The organism is Xanthomonas sp. WHRI 8932A (assembly GCF_035012785.1).
In the GTDB taxonomy this organism is placed as follows: Bacteria; Pseudomonadota; Gammaproteobacteria; order Xanthomonadales; family Xanthomonadaceae; genus Xanthomonas.
Genome location: NZ_JAYGQQ010000013.1, coordinates 1 through 14,360, shown reverse-complemented (window position 1 = coordinate 14,360; position 14,360 = coordinate 1). Strand labels below are relative to the sequence as shown.

Annotated in this window: 9 protein-coding genes; 7 read left to right on the top strand and 2 right to left on the bottom strand. The window is 66.9% G+C overall.

The window, feature by feature from the left end:
- Nucleotides 1-233: 233 nt before the first annotated feature.
- Nucleotides 234-2,294, top strand: a complete 2,061-nt coding sequence (locus VC212_RS19825) for a TonB-dependent siderophore receptor (RefSeq protein ID WP_323526702.1) — start codon at nucleotides 234-236, stop codon at nucleotides 2,292-2,294.
- A gap of 25 nt (nucleotides 2,295-2,319) precedes the next feature.
- On the opposite strand, the gene VC212_RS19820 is transcribed toward VC212_RS19825, so the two are convergent.
- Entirely contained in the window at nucleotides 2,320-3,093 is a 774-nt protein-coding gene (locus VC212_RS19820; protein ID WP_193552549.1) for a TSUP family transporter, read from the bottom strand.
- A gap of 596 nt (nucleotides 3,094-3,689) precedes the next feature.
- Between VC212_RS19820 and VC212_RS19815 the strand changes: the two genes are divergently transcribed.
- From VC212_RS19815 to bphP, 6 genes are all read left to right on the top strand, one after another.
- Nucleotides 3,690-4,079, top strand: coding sequence for a YchJ family protein (locus VC212_RS19815; RefSeq protein WP_323526701.1), 390 nt, complete (start codon nucleotides 3,690-3,692; stop codon nucleotides 4,077-4,079).
- Nucleotides 4,080-4,894: 815 nt separating this feature from the next.
- Entirely contained in the window at nucleotides 4,895-5,101 is a 207-nt protein-coding gene (locus VC212_RS19810; protein ID WP_115552330.1) for a hypothetical protein, read from the top strand.
- 333 nt (nucleotides 5,102-5,434) lie between these two features.
- Nucleotides 5,435-7,597: a lytic murein transglycosylase gene (locus VC212_RS19805; protein WP_323526700.1), complete on the top strand. Its 2,163-nt coding sequence runs from the start codon at nucleotides 5,435-5,437 to the stop codon at nucleotides 7,595-7,597.
- 1,030 nt (nucleotides 7,598-8,627) lie between these two features.
- Nucleotides 8,628-9,893: a TCR/Tet family MFS transporter gene (locus tag VC212_RS19800; protein ID WP_055852348.1), complete on the top strand. Its 1,266-nt coding sequence runs from the start codon at nucleotides 8,628-8,630 to the stop codon at nucleotides 9,891-9,893.
- A 99-nt stretch (nucleotides 9,894-9,992) separates the two neighbouring features.
- On the top strand, nucleotides 9,993-10,586 hold the full coding sequence (locus VC212_RS19795) for a biliverdin-producing heme oxygenase (protein ID WP_323526699.1): 594 nt from the start codon (nucleotides 9,993-9,995) through the stop codon (nucleotides 10,584-10,586).
- Nucleotides 10,583-12,487, top strand: coding sequence for a bacteriophytochrome BphP (bphP, locus tag VC212_RS19790; protein WP_055852340.1), 1,905 nt, complete (start codon nucleotides 10,583-10,585; stop codon nucleotides 12,485-12,487). The genes VC212_RS19795 and bphP overlap by 4 nt, the downstream gene beginning before the upstream one ends.
- Nucleotides 12,488-12,724: 237 nt before the next feature.
- On the opposite strand, the gene VC212_RS19785 is transcribed toward bphP, so the two are convergent.
- Nucleotides 12,725-13,900 carry a benzoate/H(+) symporter BenE family transporter gene (locus VC212_RS19785; protein WP_323526698.1) on the bottom strand — a complete coding sequence of 392 codons (1,176 nt, stop codon included), beginning with the start codon at nucleotides 13,898-13,900 and terminating at the stop codon, nucleotides 12,725-12,727.
- Between the last annotated feature and the right edge of the window lie 460 nt (nucleotides 13,901-14,360).

Below are 14,360 nucleotides of genomic sequence, written 5' to 3'. Positions count from 1 at the left end.
GCCAGCTGGACCAAAAAATCCGTGTCTGCCCAGGCCAACGCGCAGCCTTCTGCGTCGCAACGCCCGAGTGCGCGGCCCAGCTGCGCGCCAGCATGCAGCCGTTTGCATGGTCAAACGAGCGGCGGACAACCGACCACCCAGCGCAGGCACACCACATTTGCAGATAAGAATCGTTATCATCTCGGATCCTGGTGTGTTCGCAACCGCGCGCATCGCTCCCGCTGAAGATGTCGATGACCCCACGCCCCCTGCCGCGCCCGTTGTTGTTGGTGTCCCTGTTTGCCGCATTGCCGGCCGCCGCGCAGGAGGCCAGCCTGCTCGATGCCATCGTGGTGAGCGAGCGACGCGCTTTGTACCGGCCGGAAAAAGCCGCCGGCGCCACCCGTACGCAAACGTCGGTGGAGCGCATCCCGCAGGCGATCCAGGTGGTGCCGCGTTCGGTGATCGACGAGCAGCAACTCACCCGGTTGGTCGATGTGGTGGCCAATGTGTCCAACGTGCAGCCCGGCGGTACCCAGGGCAATCGCTCGGAAACCTTCGTCATTCGCGGCTTCGAAGCGTCGTCGTATGCGGTCGACGGCATCCTGCTCAACCCGGCGCAGAACTTCACCGAGACCGTGCGCGACCTGGCCAATGTCGCCCAGGTGGAAGTGCTCAAAGGGCCTGCGGCGGTGTTGTACGGGCGCGGTGAGCCCGGCGGGGTGATCAATCTGGTCACGTTGCGGCCGGACGACACGTTCGGCGGCAACGCGTCGCTGCAGGTGGCCGAACATGGCTTGCGCCGCGTGCAGTCCAGCGTCACCGGCCCGCTGAGTCCCACGCTGTCTGCCCGCGTCAGCGCCGCCGCGCAGCAGACCGGCAGCTTTCGCGCTGCGCAGGCCGATGGCGACCGCGTCTTCGTCTCGCCCTCGCTGGCATGGCGGCCCACTGCGCAGCTGCGTGCCGATCTGGATCTGGACTACACCCGCCAGACCAGCCCGGGCGATCGCGGTCTGGTCGTCATCGACGGTGTGGTGCGTGGCCCGGCAGAGCGCAGTTTCGGTGAGCCGTGGTCGCGCAATCGCGGCACCTCGCGCACTGCACGCGGCCGTATCGAATATGACGCGAATGAGTGGCTGACGCTGCGCCAGATCCTCAATCACCAGGACGGCGACAGCGGTCGCGACGTGGCCGACTTCACCGGCTTCAGCGCCGACCGTGCGTTTGTGCAACGTCGCGCCGTGCGTCAGGAGCAGCAGGTGCGCGCCACCACCTCGCAGACCGAAGTGTTGGCCCGTTTCAATACTGGCCCGCTACGCCATCAGGTGCTGGCCGGCGCCGAATACGTCGATGCGCATCGCCAGACCGATGAAGCCCGCGCGCCGTTGGCGCGCATCAGCGTGAGCAACCCGGTGCAGGGCGCATTGCCGGGCACCTATGTGCCTGCGCGGCAGATCGAGGTCGATGCGCGCTACGCCGCGTTGTACGTGCAGGATCAGATCAGCATCGGGCAGCGCTGGGACGTGCTGGCCGGCGTGCGTTGGGACGACGTGCAGCAGACCACCGTGGACAACGGCGCGCGTACCCGCGAAGACGGCCGCCGCGCCTCGCCGCGTGTGGGTGTGGTGTGGAAGGCCGCGCCGCAGCTGTCGCTGTATGCGAATACGTCGACGTCGTTTCGCCCGCGTAGCGCCACGCTGTTTGCCGGCGGCAGCGCACCGCCGGAGACCGGTCGCCAGTACGAGATCGGCCTGAAAAGCGCGCTGCTGGACAACCGCGTGCTCGCCACTGCTGCGGCATTCCAGATCACCAAGGACAACGTCGCCACCAGCGACCCGGACAACAGCGGCTTTGTGCTGGTCACCGGCCAGCAGCGCGTGCGCGGCGTCGAACTGGACATCACCGGCGAGCTCACCCAACACTGGCGGATGATTCTCGGCGCCGGCTATCTGGATGCGCAGGTCACCCGCGACAGCGTCATCCCGGTCGGTAATCGCCTGCGTGGCGTGCCGCGCGTCAGCGCCAGTCTGTGGAGCACTTACCACGTGGCCACCGGTCCGTTGTACGGCCTGACCCTGGGCGCCGGTGCGGTGCATGTCGGCGAGCGCGAGGGCGACTTGAACAACAGCTACCGCATTGCCGGCTACACGCGGTTCGATGCCTCGGCGGCGTACCGTTTCGGCGGCCGTTATCAACTGGCGTTGATGCTGCGCAATGTCGCCAATCGTTTTTACATCGAGCAACCGGTGACGCAGACAACCAACTATCCGGGTGCACCGCGCACGCTGTCGGCGACGTTGAGCATGGAGTTTTAGAAGGGCGAGGACATCTGCAGCGTGATCAGTGCAGCAGATCCCAGCCCATCTTGCCGATCAGCACCACCACCAGCACCAGGAACAACTTGCGGATCAACGGCGTGCCACCGCGCAATGCCATCCGCGTGCCGGCCACCGCGCCGGCCACGTTCGCCACCGCCATCGGAATGCCCAGCGCCAGCATTACCTGGCCGCTGGGCAGAAAGAACGACAGCGCTGCCAGGTTGGTGGCCAGGTTCACTACCTTGGCCGCCGCCGAAGCGCGCAGAAAATCCAGCCCGAAGAAGCGAATGAACAGGAAGATCAAAAAGCTCCCCGTGCCCGGACCGAAGAACCCGTCGTAAAACCCGATCGCCGCGCCCATCGCCAAGGCGGTGATCAACTCGCGTCGACCGATCTCGCGCGGCCGATGCAGCGCGCCGAAATCCTTCTTGATCAGCGTGTAGATCAACATCGCGATCAGCAACAGCAAAATCAGCGGCCGCACTGCCTGCTTGGGCAACAGGCTGACCGCCGTCGCGCCCAGAAACGAAAACGTAAACGCCGCCGCAGTGGCGTACAGCACCGGCCGCCACGGAAAGCGCACCGTGCGCGCATACCGCCACGCCGACGCCCCGGTACCGAACATCGCGCTGAACTTGTTGGTGCCCAGGATCAGCGACGGCGCCTGCTGCGGCAAGGTCGCAAACAATCCCGGCAACTGGATCAACCCGCCGCCACCCACCGCGGCATCCACCAACCCGGCAACGAATGCAATGCACAGCAGCCACGGCAACTCGGTGGGAATCAGTTCCAGCACAACGGCGCTCCGCACGACGGGGGCGACAGCATAGCGAGTGCGCTGACGGCATGCGCCGCAGTGACAGCTAACGGAACGGCGGCAGGCGTAGCAGCGGCGGGAGTAGCAGGATCAGGCGTAGTAGCGATAGCAGCAGGTCGCGTGAGCCGATGCCTGACCCCACGTCATCCACGTACACACCCAATCGATAACGCGCAGCATCCAGAGCACGGAATCCAAAGCCCCTCTCCCCCGCGGGGCGAAAGGGCGCGGCTTGCGCAGCATGAACACGCGCTTCTTGGAGTGCCCTCGCAGCAAGCGCTGGCCGCGGAGCGGGGGAGGGGACGGAAGCAAGTCCTGCTGCAGTCCAATGGCAGCATCGCGATCCATCACGTCCACCTCCCAGCCACACCCGCGAATTGCGACGCAACGTGCGGCACGAAAACGCAGGAAGTAAGCAGGAATCTTCAATGCAGACCACCCAACATCGCAGAACATCCACCTAGCAGTTGTCCACCAACCCCACAGACTGCTCATGACATATGGACGCTCGCTGCCTGCTGATCACCGAATCCCCAATCCCGAATCCCGAATCCCGAATCAAGCACAATCCCCCCATGGCGAACTCTGCATCCACCGATCCCTGTCCCTGCGGCCGCCCCGCCGACTACGCGCGCTGCTGCGGGCTCTACCACGCCGGTGCCGCCGCGCCGGATGCCGAAACCCTGATGCGCTCGCGCTACAGCGCTTATGTGCGCCGCGATGTCGACTACTTGTTGACCAGCTGGCACTCGTCCACGCGCCCGGCCGAGCTGTCGCTGGACGAAGGCGGCCGCACCACCTGGCTCGGCCTGACCATCCAGCGCACCAGCGTCACCGGCGAGGACACCGCCGAGGTGGTGTTCTTGGCCCGCTACCGCATCGGCGGCGCCAGCGCGGTGCGCATGACCGAACACAGCCGCTTCGTCCGCGAAGACGGCCGCTGGTATTACCTCGACGCCCGCTGAGTGCCGCCAGCGGTGCTGCAGTCCGCACAACGCGCTGGCCGTTTCCGTTGCCAGTAGTGGCTGATCGTCCAACTGTGCGGAACACCGCGCGTACATCCGTGTTTCGACGCCTGCCCTCGCCAAGTGCAGCCAGCGGCGCTGCACTTAACGCAACGTGCTGCCCGGTCCGTCGGGCAACTGTGGTTGATCAAGTCACCGTGCGAATGACCACGCACGCATCCGTGCTCCGACATTTGTCGCAATGACAGAGCAAAGGGCGACGTAAGAAACGTGCAGCCGCTTCAATCGACCACCGCAAGCGCAACCGCGCGCAACCAGGTCTCATACAGAGACAATTCAAACCCTTCTTACATCGGGAGAAGGGGCCCAACGGGCGGATGAGGGTGCGTCCTCTGGCGCAATCGCTCCTCGACCCAGGCCGATCCCCCAAATCCCTCATAGGGGAAGGACCACCCTCAACGCTCCCCTGCCGCCCTTCGTGTTTGATGTCTTCCAACCAGCCAGCCGCAGCCTCCAACCAGCACCATCGGGAATGCAGCGCGGTAGATAACCCGCACCGAGCCATCGTTCCGTAAGGTGACCGCGCGCTCAGAACCGAAGCGGACGCCTGATCCAGGCTAGTACCGAGCACCATCCGCGCCCGCCTGGTAGCTGCGCAGCCGTGATTGGCATGCGCCACGCCATGCAGCACCTACACCGTCGCCGCCTCACCCGACCAACGGCGCCCATCGCGCCACTTTGTCGACACAGCGTTCGCAGCCGATCCGGGAAGCTTGCCGCGCGGCGAAGCTCGCCGCGGGGGGCGGACAGCGATCATGGCAACCTTCAACTTCTGGCAATGGGCGCTGACGGCCTTGGTGGTCTTTGCAATCGTGTTGCCGGCGTTGCTGGCCACGTGCATGGTCCGTTTCGGGCCTCGCCACGATGCGCCGCGCCGCGCACGCCTGCGCCGCGTTGTCGAGGCCGGCGCCTCCACGCCAGCGCTGTCGCTGCTGAGCGGCATCACCGGCGACGGCAGCTGACGCGTCAACGCTGACGCCCGCGTTACCCCAGCTGCAATCGCAAGCCGGCCAGCGCCGGCACACTCCGGATTCAAGCGGTTGACTGGCGAACAACTCGATACCGAGTGTGTGCCGTTCAAGGGCGGCAGCAGACACCGGGCGCCAGCCCGCAGCCGCTGAGCCAACGCACCGCCCACTCATCCATCGCACCCGCACCGCCGCGCGCGGCAACCACCGCGTCACGCCGCCGCCGCTTGCACGCCTCGATCCAGCCAGGTTGGCTATCCTTCCGGATCGATTCGCGACTGGAGCGCTCTACCGCATGACGTCCGTCCACCCGCCGGCCACCGCGCCATGACGCCGACCCGGCGCGCCTTGCCGCTGTTGATGGCCTTGCTGCCGCTGGTCGCCTGGGCCGACCCGGCCTTCGACCGTTGCCTGGCCGGGTTGCAGACCCAGGCCGCCGCCAAGGGCGTGGACGCGGCCAGTTTCCAGCGTTTTACCGCCGGGTTGGCGCCCGATCCCAGCGTGTTGCCGCTGTTGGACGCGCAACCGGAGTTCACTACGCCCATCTGGGACTACCTCGCCAGTCTGGTCGACAGCCAGCGCGTCACCGACGGCCAGGCCATGCTGGTCACCCACCACGACTTGCTCACCCGCCTGTCCGAGCAGACCGGCGTCGACCCGGCCACCATCGTGGCGGTCTGGGGTGTGGAGAGCGACTACGGCCGCGTCACCGGCAAGCGCCCGCTGTTGGTTTCGCTGGCCACGCTGTCGTGCGCAGGCCGCCGCCAGCCGTTCTTTCGCGGCGAATTCCTCGCGTTGCTCAGCCTGTTGCAGCAGGGCGATCTGTTGCCGGATGGCTTGACCGGCTCGTGGGCCGGCGCGTTCGGGCAGACCCAGTTCATGCCCTCGACCTATGCGCGGATTGCGGTGGACGGCGACGGCGATGGCCGCCGCAATCTGGTCGCCAGCATTCCCGATGCGCTGGCCTCCACCGCCAACTATCTGGTCAAGGCCGGCTGGGAACGCGCCCGCCCCTGGGGGATGGAAGTCACCCTGCCGCGCGGCTTCGATGCCAGCAAGGTCGGCCGCACCCGCCGCCAACCCTTGCAGACCTGGCAGGCTGCCGGCCTGCTCGGCACCGACGGCAAGCCGCTGGTTCCGACCGGCCTACCCGGCGAGACGCCGGCCGCCTTGCTGCTACCGGCTGGTGCCACCGGCCCGGCCTTCCTGGTGTTCCGCAACTACGACGCGATCTACGCCTACAACGCTGCCGAAAGCTACGCGCTGTCGATCGCGCTGCTGGCCGATCGCCTGCGCGGCGGCCCCGGGCTGGTTGCCGCCTGGCCCACCGACGACCCCGGCCTGGGCCGTCCGGAACGCCGTGACCTGCAACAGTTGCTGCTCGCCCGCGGCTACCAGATCGGCGAAGCCGACGGCATGGTCGGCAGCGCCACCCGCCGCGCCATCCAGGTCGAGCAGACCCGGCTGGGCCTGCAGCCCGCCGACGGCCGCCCCGGCCAGCGCATCCTCACCGCTTTGCGTGCCGCGCCGCCGCTCACCGGCATGGCCACCGTGCGCGGCACCGCTTTCAAACTGCCGGCCGCGTACCCCGCATTCGCCCAATCTCCCATCGTCCACAAGGCATCCCCCATGTCCGACACCACCGGCCTGACCACAGGCGACTTCCACGGCTTCCCCTCGCTGCTGATCGACACCCCGTTCTCCACTGCCGCCATCAGCCTGTTCGGCGGCCAGTTGCTGTCGTTCGTGCCCAAGGGCGGCCAGGACGTGATGTGGCTGTCGCCGATCGCCAAGCAGCCGCCCACCCCGATCCGCGGCGGCGCGCCGGTGTGCTGGCCGTACTTCGGCCGCCAGGACCAGACCGGCGACGTGCCCGCGCACGGGTTCGTGCGCACCGTGCCGTGGCAACTCACCGAGAGCCATCGCGAAGACGACGGCACCGTGGTGCTCACGCTCACCCCGCCGGCCTTCGACGACCTGGCGCTGCGCCTGCGCATGACCCTGCGCATCGGCCGCACCCTCGAACAACGCCTGATCACCGAAAACACCAGCGGCGCCCCGGTGCGCTTCACCCAGGCGCTGCACAACTACTTCCGCGTCGGCGACGCGCTCAAGGTCAGCGTGCAGGGCCTGGATGGCCTGGACTATCTCGATAAATACGAGAACTACGCCACTGCGCATCGCCAGCAAGGCGACTGGAGCCTGCGCGACCCGCGCGATCCCGGCCGCAGCGACCGCATCTACACCAACGCCGGCGGCCGCTACACCCTCACCGACCCGGTGCTCGGCCGCCGCATCGTCATCGCCACACAGGGCAGCCGCTCGCTGGTGGCCTGGAACCCGGGCGAGGAGGCCGGCAAGAAAATGGCCGACGTGGGCGAAGGTTGGCGCGACTACGTCTGCCTGGAAGCGGCCAACGCCGGCCCGGACGTGATCGAACTGGCCCCCGGCGCCAGCCACACCCTGACCCAGACCATCAGCGTCGAATAACCTGGTGGCAGACGCCGCGGCCGGTGCGGCGCGGGCCCACCCAGCCGGCCGCGCACATCGTCTGTGGGTGGCCGTGGGCGAGGGCTGGCGCAGTTGCTCGTCAACGGATGCTGAGCGTTGATGTGGCCTCCATTCGATCCGGCTTGAGCGTTGCGACGGCGCGCGCTGTCTGATCGCCGGGCAGCTCCTTTGATTGCAACCTGCATGGAGGATGCAGCGGCCGAAGGGCCGAAGGGCCGAAGGGCAGGAGAGCCGGAGAGCCGGAGAGCAAGGTGGAACGGGTTGGAGACGCACTGCAGCCGCGCCATACGCAGCCGCCGCACCCTCACCCCAACCCCTCTCCCGGCGGGAGAGGGGCTTGAGCATGGCGGCATGCGTCCGAGAGACCTCCAAGCCGCATCGCACGACCCGCTCCCTTCTCCCACCGGGAGAAGGTGCCCGCAGGGCGGATGAGGGTACGGTGTCAGCAAGAACTCCAGCCGGGACCCACCCGCACCTCAACTTCTCCAAGCGCAGGCAGACGGGAGACCTCCAAGCCGCATCGCACGACCCGCTCCCTTCTCCCACCGGGAGAAGGTGCCCGCAGGGCGGATGAGGGTACGGTGTCAGCAAGAACTCCAGCCGGGACCCACCCCGCACCTCTATTTCTCCAAGCGCAGGCAGACGGGAGACCTCCAAGCCGCATCGCACGACCCATCCCTTCTCCCACCGGGAGAAGGTGCCCGCAGGGCGGATGAGGGTACGGTGTCAGCAAGAACTCCCAGCCGAACACACCCGCACGTCCAGTGCTGCTCCTAGCTAAAAAATCAGCTGACATCGCCCTTGGGGCACCAAGTCGCTCAGCGCGATTCGCACAAGCCCCACCAAACCCAAGCGATCTCCACAGAGCGATTGCACCAATCTCCTGCGGTCCAGCCCAATCCAGCCGCTCGCACCGCTTAAGCCTCGTGCCGACGCCTGGTCACGCCCCCAGAGCCGATCCGAGCCAATCCGCAGCTACACTTCCCGCCTCGCCATCCTGGGCCGCGCGATGTCTCTCTCCGCCGATTCCGCTCCAGCCCCGGGGCGCCGCCGCGCCGCGTTGATCTTCATCTTCATCACCGTGCTGATCGACGTGCTGTCCTTCGGCGTGATCATTCCGGTGCTGCCGGATCTGGTGCGCCATTTCACCGGTGGCGATTACGTGGTGGCCGCCGGCTGGATCGGTTGGTTCGGCTTCCTGTTCGCCTCCATCCAGTTCGTCTGCTCGCCGCTGCAAGGCGCCCTGTCCGACCGCTTCGGCCGTCGCCCGGTCATCCTGCTGTCGTGCCTGGGCCTGGGGCTGGATTTCATCCTGATGGCCATCGCCCACAGCTTGCCGATGCTGCTGCTGGCACGGGTGATCTCGGGCATCTGCTCGGCCAGTTTTTCCACGGCCAATGCCTACATCGCCGACGTCACACCCGCCGACAAACGTGCCGGCGCGTTCGGCATGCTCGGCGCCGCGTTCGGCATTGGCTTTGTCGCCGGCCCGTTGATCGGCGGTTGGCTGGGTGGCATCGGCTTGCGCTGGCCGTTCTGGTTTGCCGCAGGCTTGGCCCTGTTGAACGTGTTGTACGGCTGGTTCGTGCTGCCCGAATCGCTGCCGCCCGAGCGCCGCACCGCGCGCCTGGAGTGGTCGCATGCCAATCCGCTGGGCGCACTCAAGTTGCTACGCCGCTACCCGCAGGTGTTCGGCCTGGCCTCGGTGGTGTTTCTGGCCAACCTGGCGCATTACGTCTATCCCAGCATCTTCGTGCTGTTCGCCGGTTACCAGTACCACTGGGGCCCGCGCGAAGTGAGCTGGGTGCTGGCTGGGGTCGGGGTGTGCAGCATCATCGTCAACGCGCTGCTGGTCGGCCGGATCGTACGCTGGCTGGGCGAACGTCGCGCCTTGTTGCTGGGCCTGGGCTGCGGGGTGGTGGGCTTCGTCATCTACGGGTTGGCCGACAGTGGTGCGGCCTTCCTGATCGGCGTGCCGATCAGCGCCTTCTGGGCGATCGCTGCGCCAGCCGCGCAAGCCTTGATCACCCGCGAAGTCGGCGCCGATGCGCAGGGTCGCGTGCAGGGCGCCTTGACAGGATTGATCAGCCTGGCCGGTATCGCCGGGCCGTTGTTGTTCGCCAACGTGTTTGCCTGGTTCATCGGCAGTGGCGCGCCACTGCATCTGCCCGGCGCGCCGTGGTTGCTGGCCGGTGTGCTACTCGCCGCCGGGTGGGTGATGGCATGGAAGCGCGCCGGGCGGGGCGGTGGCATCGCTCCGGCAGCCCAGGGCTGATGCCAACGTATTCATCCAGCACTCGCGTCCGCTTTATCTGATTTACGCAGGCGCTGCTAGGCTGGTGCACTCCGTGCCGCGGCACCGCCTCGATTGCTCATGTGTCCTGACACCCTGGCTGTTCCGCCATCGGCCGCGCACGTGCTGCGGCACGCCACCCAGGACACCCATCGCCTGGTCGAAGCGGTGCCGCTGATGCAGGCCCTGGGGCAGGGACAGGTCGATCGCGCCAGCTATGCGCAGATCCTGCGTCGCCACCACGCCTTGCTGGCCGGCTTCGAAGCGCATCTGGGCGATTGGCTCAGCACGCTGGTCGGCAACGGCTGGCACTATCGCCGCCGCGTGCCGGCCTTGCGTGCCGACCTGCGGGCGCTGGATCAACCACTGGATCTGCCGATCGCACTGCCCGCTGCGCGCACCGACGCCGCGCGCTGGGGCATGTTGTATGTGGTCGAAGGCTCGCAGCTTGGCGGCCGCGTCATCGCGCGCGGTCTACGCAAGCACCAGCCCGGCCTGGCCGATGCGCTGCAGTATTTCGAACTGGCCGACGAAGACCCCGCCGGTTGGCGCCGCTTCCAGGCGGTCCTCGATCAGCGCCTGGATTCCCCCCACACGCAGGCTGCCGCCATCGCTGGTGCGCAGGCCATGTTTGCCCACTTCCACACTTGCCTCGCAGCGGAGCCGTGCCCGTGAATCAGCCCACCGAACCCCTGGATATGGATGTCTGCGCGCGCGAGCCGATCCACATTCCCGGCTTGATCCAGCCTTATGGCGTGTTGCTGGTGATCGAACCGGCCGACGGCCGCATCGTGCAGGCCAGCACCACCGCAGCCGACCTGCTCGGCGTGCCGATGGACGCCTTGCTCGGCATGCCTTACGCCCAGGTGCTGGAGCTGCCCGACGCGCAGCCCTTCGCAGTGGACGATCAACCGCAACACCTGTTGCATGCCGAGGTGCGCTTCCCCAGGCGCGCTGCGCCCACCGACCACCCCTGGGTGGCCGCCTGGCATCTGTATCCCGAGCAGTGGCTGATCGAAATCGAGCCGCGCGACGCGCGCCTGATCGACGTCACCCTGCGCGAAGCGCTGCCGCTGTTGCGCAGCATCGAGCGCGATCCCGGCATCGCCGAAGCCGCGGTGCGGGCGGCCAAGGGCCTGCGCAGCATGATCGGCTTCGACCGGGTGATGATTTACCGCTTCGACGAAGAGTGGAACGGCGACGTGATCGCCGAGGCACGCCAACCCGACCTGGAGGCCTACCTCGGCCTGCATTACCCGGCCACCGATATCCCCGCCCAAGCGCGCGCGCTGTACCTGCGCAACCGTGTCCGCCAGATCGCCGATGTCGGCTACCGGCCATCGCCGATCGAGCCCACCCTGCATCCGCGCCTGGGCACCCCGGTGGATCTGAGCGACGTCAGCCTGCGTAGCGTCTCGCCGGTGCATCTGGAATATCTGGCCAACATGGGCGTGACCGCCACCCTGGTCTCCTCGATCGTGGTCAACGACGTGCTGTGGGGGCTGATCGCGTGCCATCACTACAGCCCGCATTTCACCAGTCACGCCATGCGCGATGCCACCGATGCGGTCACCCGCGCGCTAGCCGGACGCATCGGCGCCTTGCAGGCGGTGTCGCGCGCGCATCTGGAATCGGTACTGCTCACCGTGCGCGAAAAGTTGATCACCGACTTCAACGCCGCCGACCACATGACCGTGGAGCTGCTCGCCGACATGGCGCCGGATCTGATGGACGTGGTGGATGCCGACGGAGTGGCGATCTTCCACGGCAACGAGATCAGCCGCCACGGCAGCACGCCCGATGCCGCCGCGCTCCGGCGTATCCGCAACCACATCGAATCCGAGCACCACGAGGCGTTGCGCGAGGACGCCGTCGGCGCCCTACATGTGGATGCCATCGGCGAGGTGTTCCCGGAGCTGGCCGATCTCGCGCCACTGGCGGCCGGTTTCATCTTTGTGCCGCTGATGCCGCAATCGCGCAGCGCGCTGCTATGGACACGCCGCGAACAGGTGCAGCAGGTCAAATGGGCCGGCAACCCGCAGTTGGCCAAGTTGCCGGATATCCCCAACTCACGGCTGTCGCCCCGCAAGAGCTTCGATCTCTGGCAGGAAACCGTGAGCGGTCGCGCGCGCCGCTGGTCGCCGCTGCACCTGGAGTCGGCACGCAGCCTGCGCGTGTTGATCGAACTGATGGAGCGCAAGCGCTTCCAGCAGGATTTCACTTTGCTGGAAGCCTCGCTGTCGCGTCTGCGCGACGGCGTGGCCATTATCGAGCGGGGCGCCGCCGCCGCCGCGCACCGGCTGATCTTCGCCAACCCCGCATTCGCCGACCTCAGCCAGGCCGAGGTTGCCGAGCTGATCGGTTGCGACATTCTGACCCTGGTGGCCGACGATGCCGCCAGGTCCAAGGTCGAACTGCTCGAGGACGCCCTGCGGCTGGGCCGTGCCGCCTACGTCACCCTGCCGCTACGCGCCCACGATGGCTCGCCCATCTATCGCCAATTCCATCTCGAACCGCTGCCCAGCCCCAGCGGCGTCATCGCCCACTGGCTGTTGCAGCTGCGCGATCCGGAATAAGTGCCGCCCGACGCATCGACGTCGAGTGGCGGTTGCAGGCGGCCGCTGCTGTCGCATCCATCGCGTCGGGCAATATCACTAGCGGCCCGGGCAACGATGCGCCCCTAACGATGCGCCCCTTCAGCGTCTTGAGTCACTGCGTATCGATCAGTGGTGGTGCCGCTCAAAGCCTGAGGGAACACACTAAAGGACATCGAGCCCCAGCAGCGCTGCCAGCGCTGAGCTGCAATCGCCGCGTCAAGCGCGCGGCCGCAACAGCAACAGGGTGACGGTCCCGGCCACCAGCCCCCAGAACGACGCACCGATCCCGCCCAAGCTCAGCCCGGAGGCCGTCACCAGGAAGGTGACCAATGCCGCCTCGCGTTCGCTGTCTTCGCGCAAGGCTGCCGCCAGGCTGTTGCCGATGGTGCCCAGCAGCGCGATTCCGGCAATCGCCATCACCAGCTCGCGCGGGAACGCCGCAAAGACCGCCGCCACGGTCGCCCCGAACAAGCCGATCACCACATACAACACGCCCGCGCTCACCGCGGCGGTATAGCGCCGGGCAGGGTCTTCATGCGCCTCGCGGCCCATGCAGATCGCCGCGGTGATCGCGGCCAGGTTCAAGGCGTAGCCGCCGAACGGCGCCAGCAACGTATTGACCACACCGATCCAGCCGATCGTCGGCGAGATCGGCACCGTGTAGCCGGACGCGCGGATCACCGCCACGCCGGGCACGTTCTGCGAGGCCATCGTCACTACGAACAATGGAATCGCCAGCCCGACCACCGCCGCCCACGACAGCGACGGCACCACCAGCACCGGATAGGCCAGCTCCAGCTGCACGCTATTCCAGTGCATCAGCCCACCGCCCGCCGCAATCGCAATGCCCACCAGCAAGGTCGCAATCACCGCATAGCGCGCAAACCAGCGCCGGCCAACCAGATAGGTGGCCAGCATCGCGATTGCCAGGACCCGCTGGCTCTGCATCGCCACGAACAGATCCAGTCCAAAGCGCAGCAGTACCCCGGCCAACATGCCGGACGCCAGGGACACCGGCATGCGCTTGATCGCCCGCTCGAACAACCCGGAGAACCCGGCCACCAGCCCAAGCACCGCCGCAACCACAAATGCACCGACCGCCTCACGCAAGGGAACCCCTGCGGCGCTGCCGATCAGCATCGCCGCACCCGGCGTCGACCAGGCCGTCACCACCGGCACGCGGTAGCGCAGCGACAACCCGATGCACGTCACGCCCATGCCAATGCCCAGCGCCCACATCCACGATGCGATCTGCGCCTGGTCCGCGCCCAGATGTCGCGCCGCCTCGAAGACGATCACCGCAGAACTGGCAAATCCCACCAGCACGGTGACAAAGCCTGCGGCAATCGCTGACAGGGATAGATCGCGGAACAGGTTGCGGGCTGGCGGCATGGTATGGCTCCTCCGGGCCCTGCATTCTTACCGAGCCGACCAGTCAGCGGTACCGAAGCGTGGAGCGCACGTCTCTATATAGAGGTGACCATGGAGCGCGCTGATGTCCTTGCCGTGTTGGAGCCTGCCCAAGAAATTCGGCGCATTGTCATCCCCGTGTCAAAAAGTGCTTGCACTTCTGCACAGGCTCGATAAACTGCGCGGCCTCGCTCAGGACGGCGGCGCTTCTTCAAGCACCGCAACAACGAACGGGGCGAATCGGAAACACCGAAAGGTGTTGACGAAACGGAAAAGCCGGCTATGATGGGCGGCTCGCTACACGGAAAGACGCTACGGCGGATTGAAGTGCAGCGGCGGCAACTTCCTCTTCACGAGGGGTTGATGGAGATGAAAAGCCTGCTAATATGGCCGGCTCGCTTCGCAGAAACCCTTCGGGTTAAAACGAAGCAGCGTCAACCAC

Excerpts from the sequence above, each read along its gene's own strand:
- VC212_RS19825 (WP_323526702.1), top strand. The coding sequence starts at position 234 with ATGACCCCACGCCCCCTGCCGCGCCCGTTGTTGTTGGTGTCCCTGTTT.
- VC212_RS19815 (WP_323526701.1), top strand. The coding sequence starts at position 3,690 with ATGGCGAACTCTGCATCCACCGATCCCTGTCCCTGCGGCCGCCCCGCC.
- VC212_RS19810 (WP_115552330.1), top strand. The coding sequence starts at position 4,895 with ATGGCAACCTTCAACTTCTGGCAATGGGCGCTGACGGCCTTGGTGGTC.
- VC212_RS19805 (WP_323526700.1), top strand. The coding sequence starts at position 5,435 with ATGACGCCGACCCGGCGCGCCTTGCCGCTGTTGATGGCCTTGCTGCCG.
- VC212_RS19800 (WP_055852348.1), top strand. The coding sequence starts at position 8,628 with ATGTCTCTCTCCGCCGATTCCGCTCCAGCCCCGGGGCGCCGCCGCGCC.
- VC212_RS19795 (WP_323526699.1), top strand. The coding sequence starts at position 9,993 with ATGTGTCCTGACACCCTGGCTGTTCCGCCATCGGCCGCGCACGTGCTG.
- VC212_RS19785 (WP_323526698.1), bottom strand. The coding sequence starts at position 13,900 with ATGCCGCCAGCCCGCAACCTGTTCCGCGATCTATCCCTGTCAGCGATT.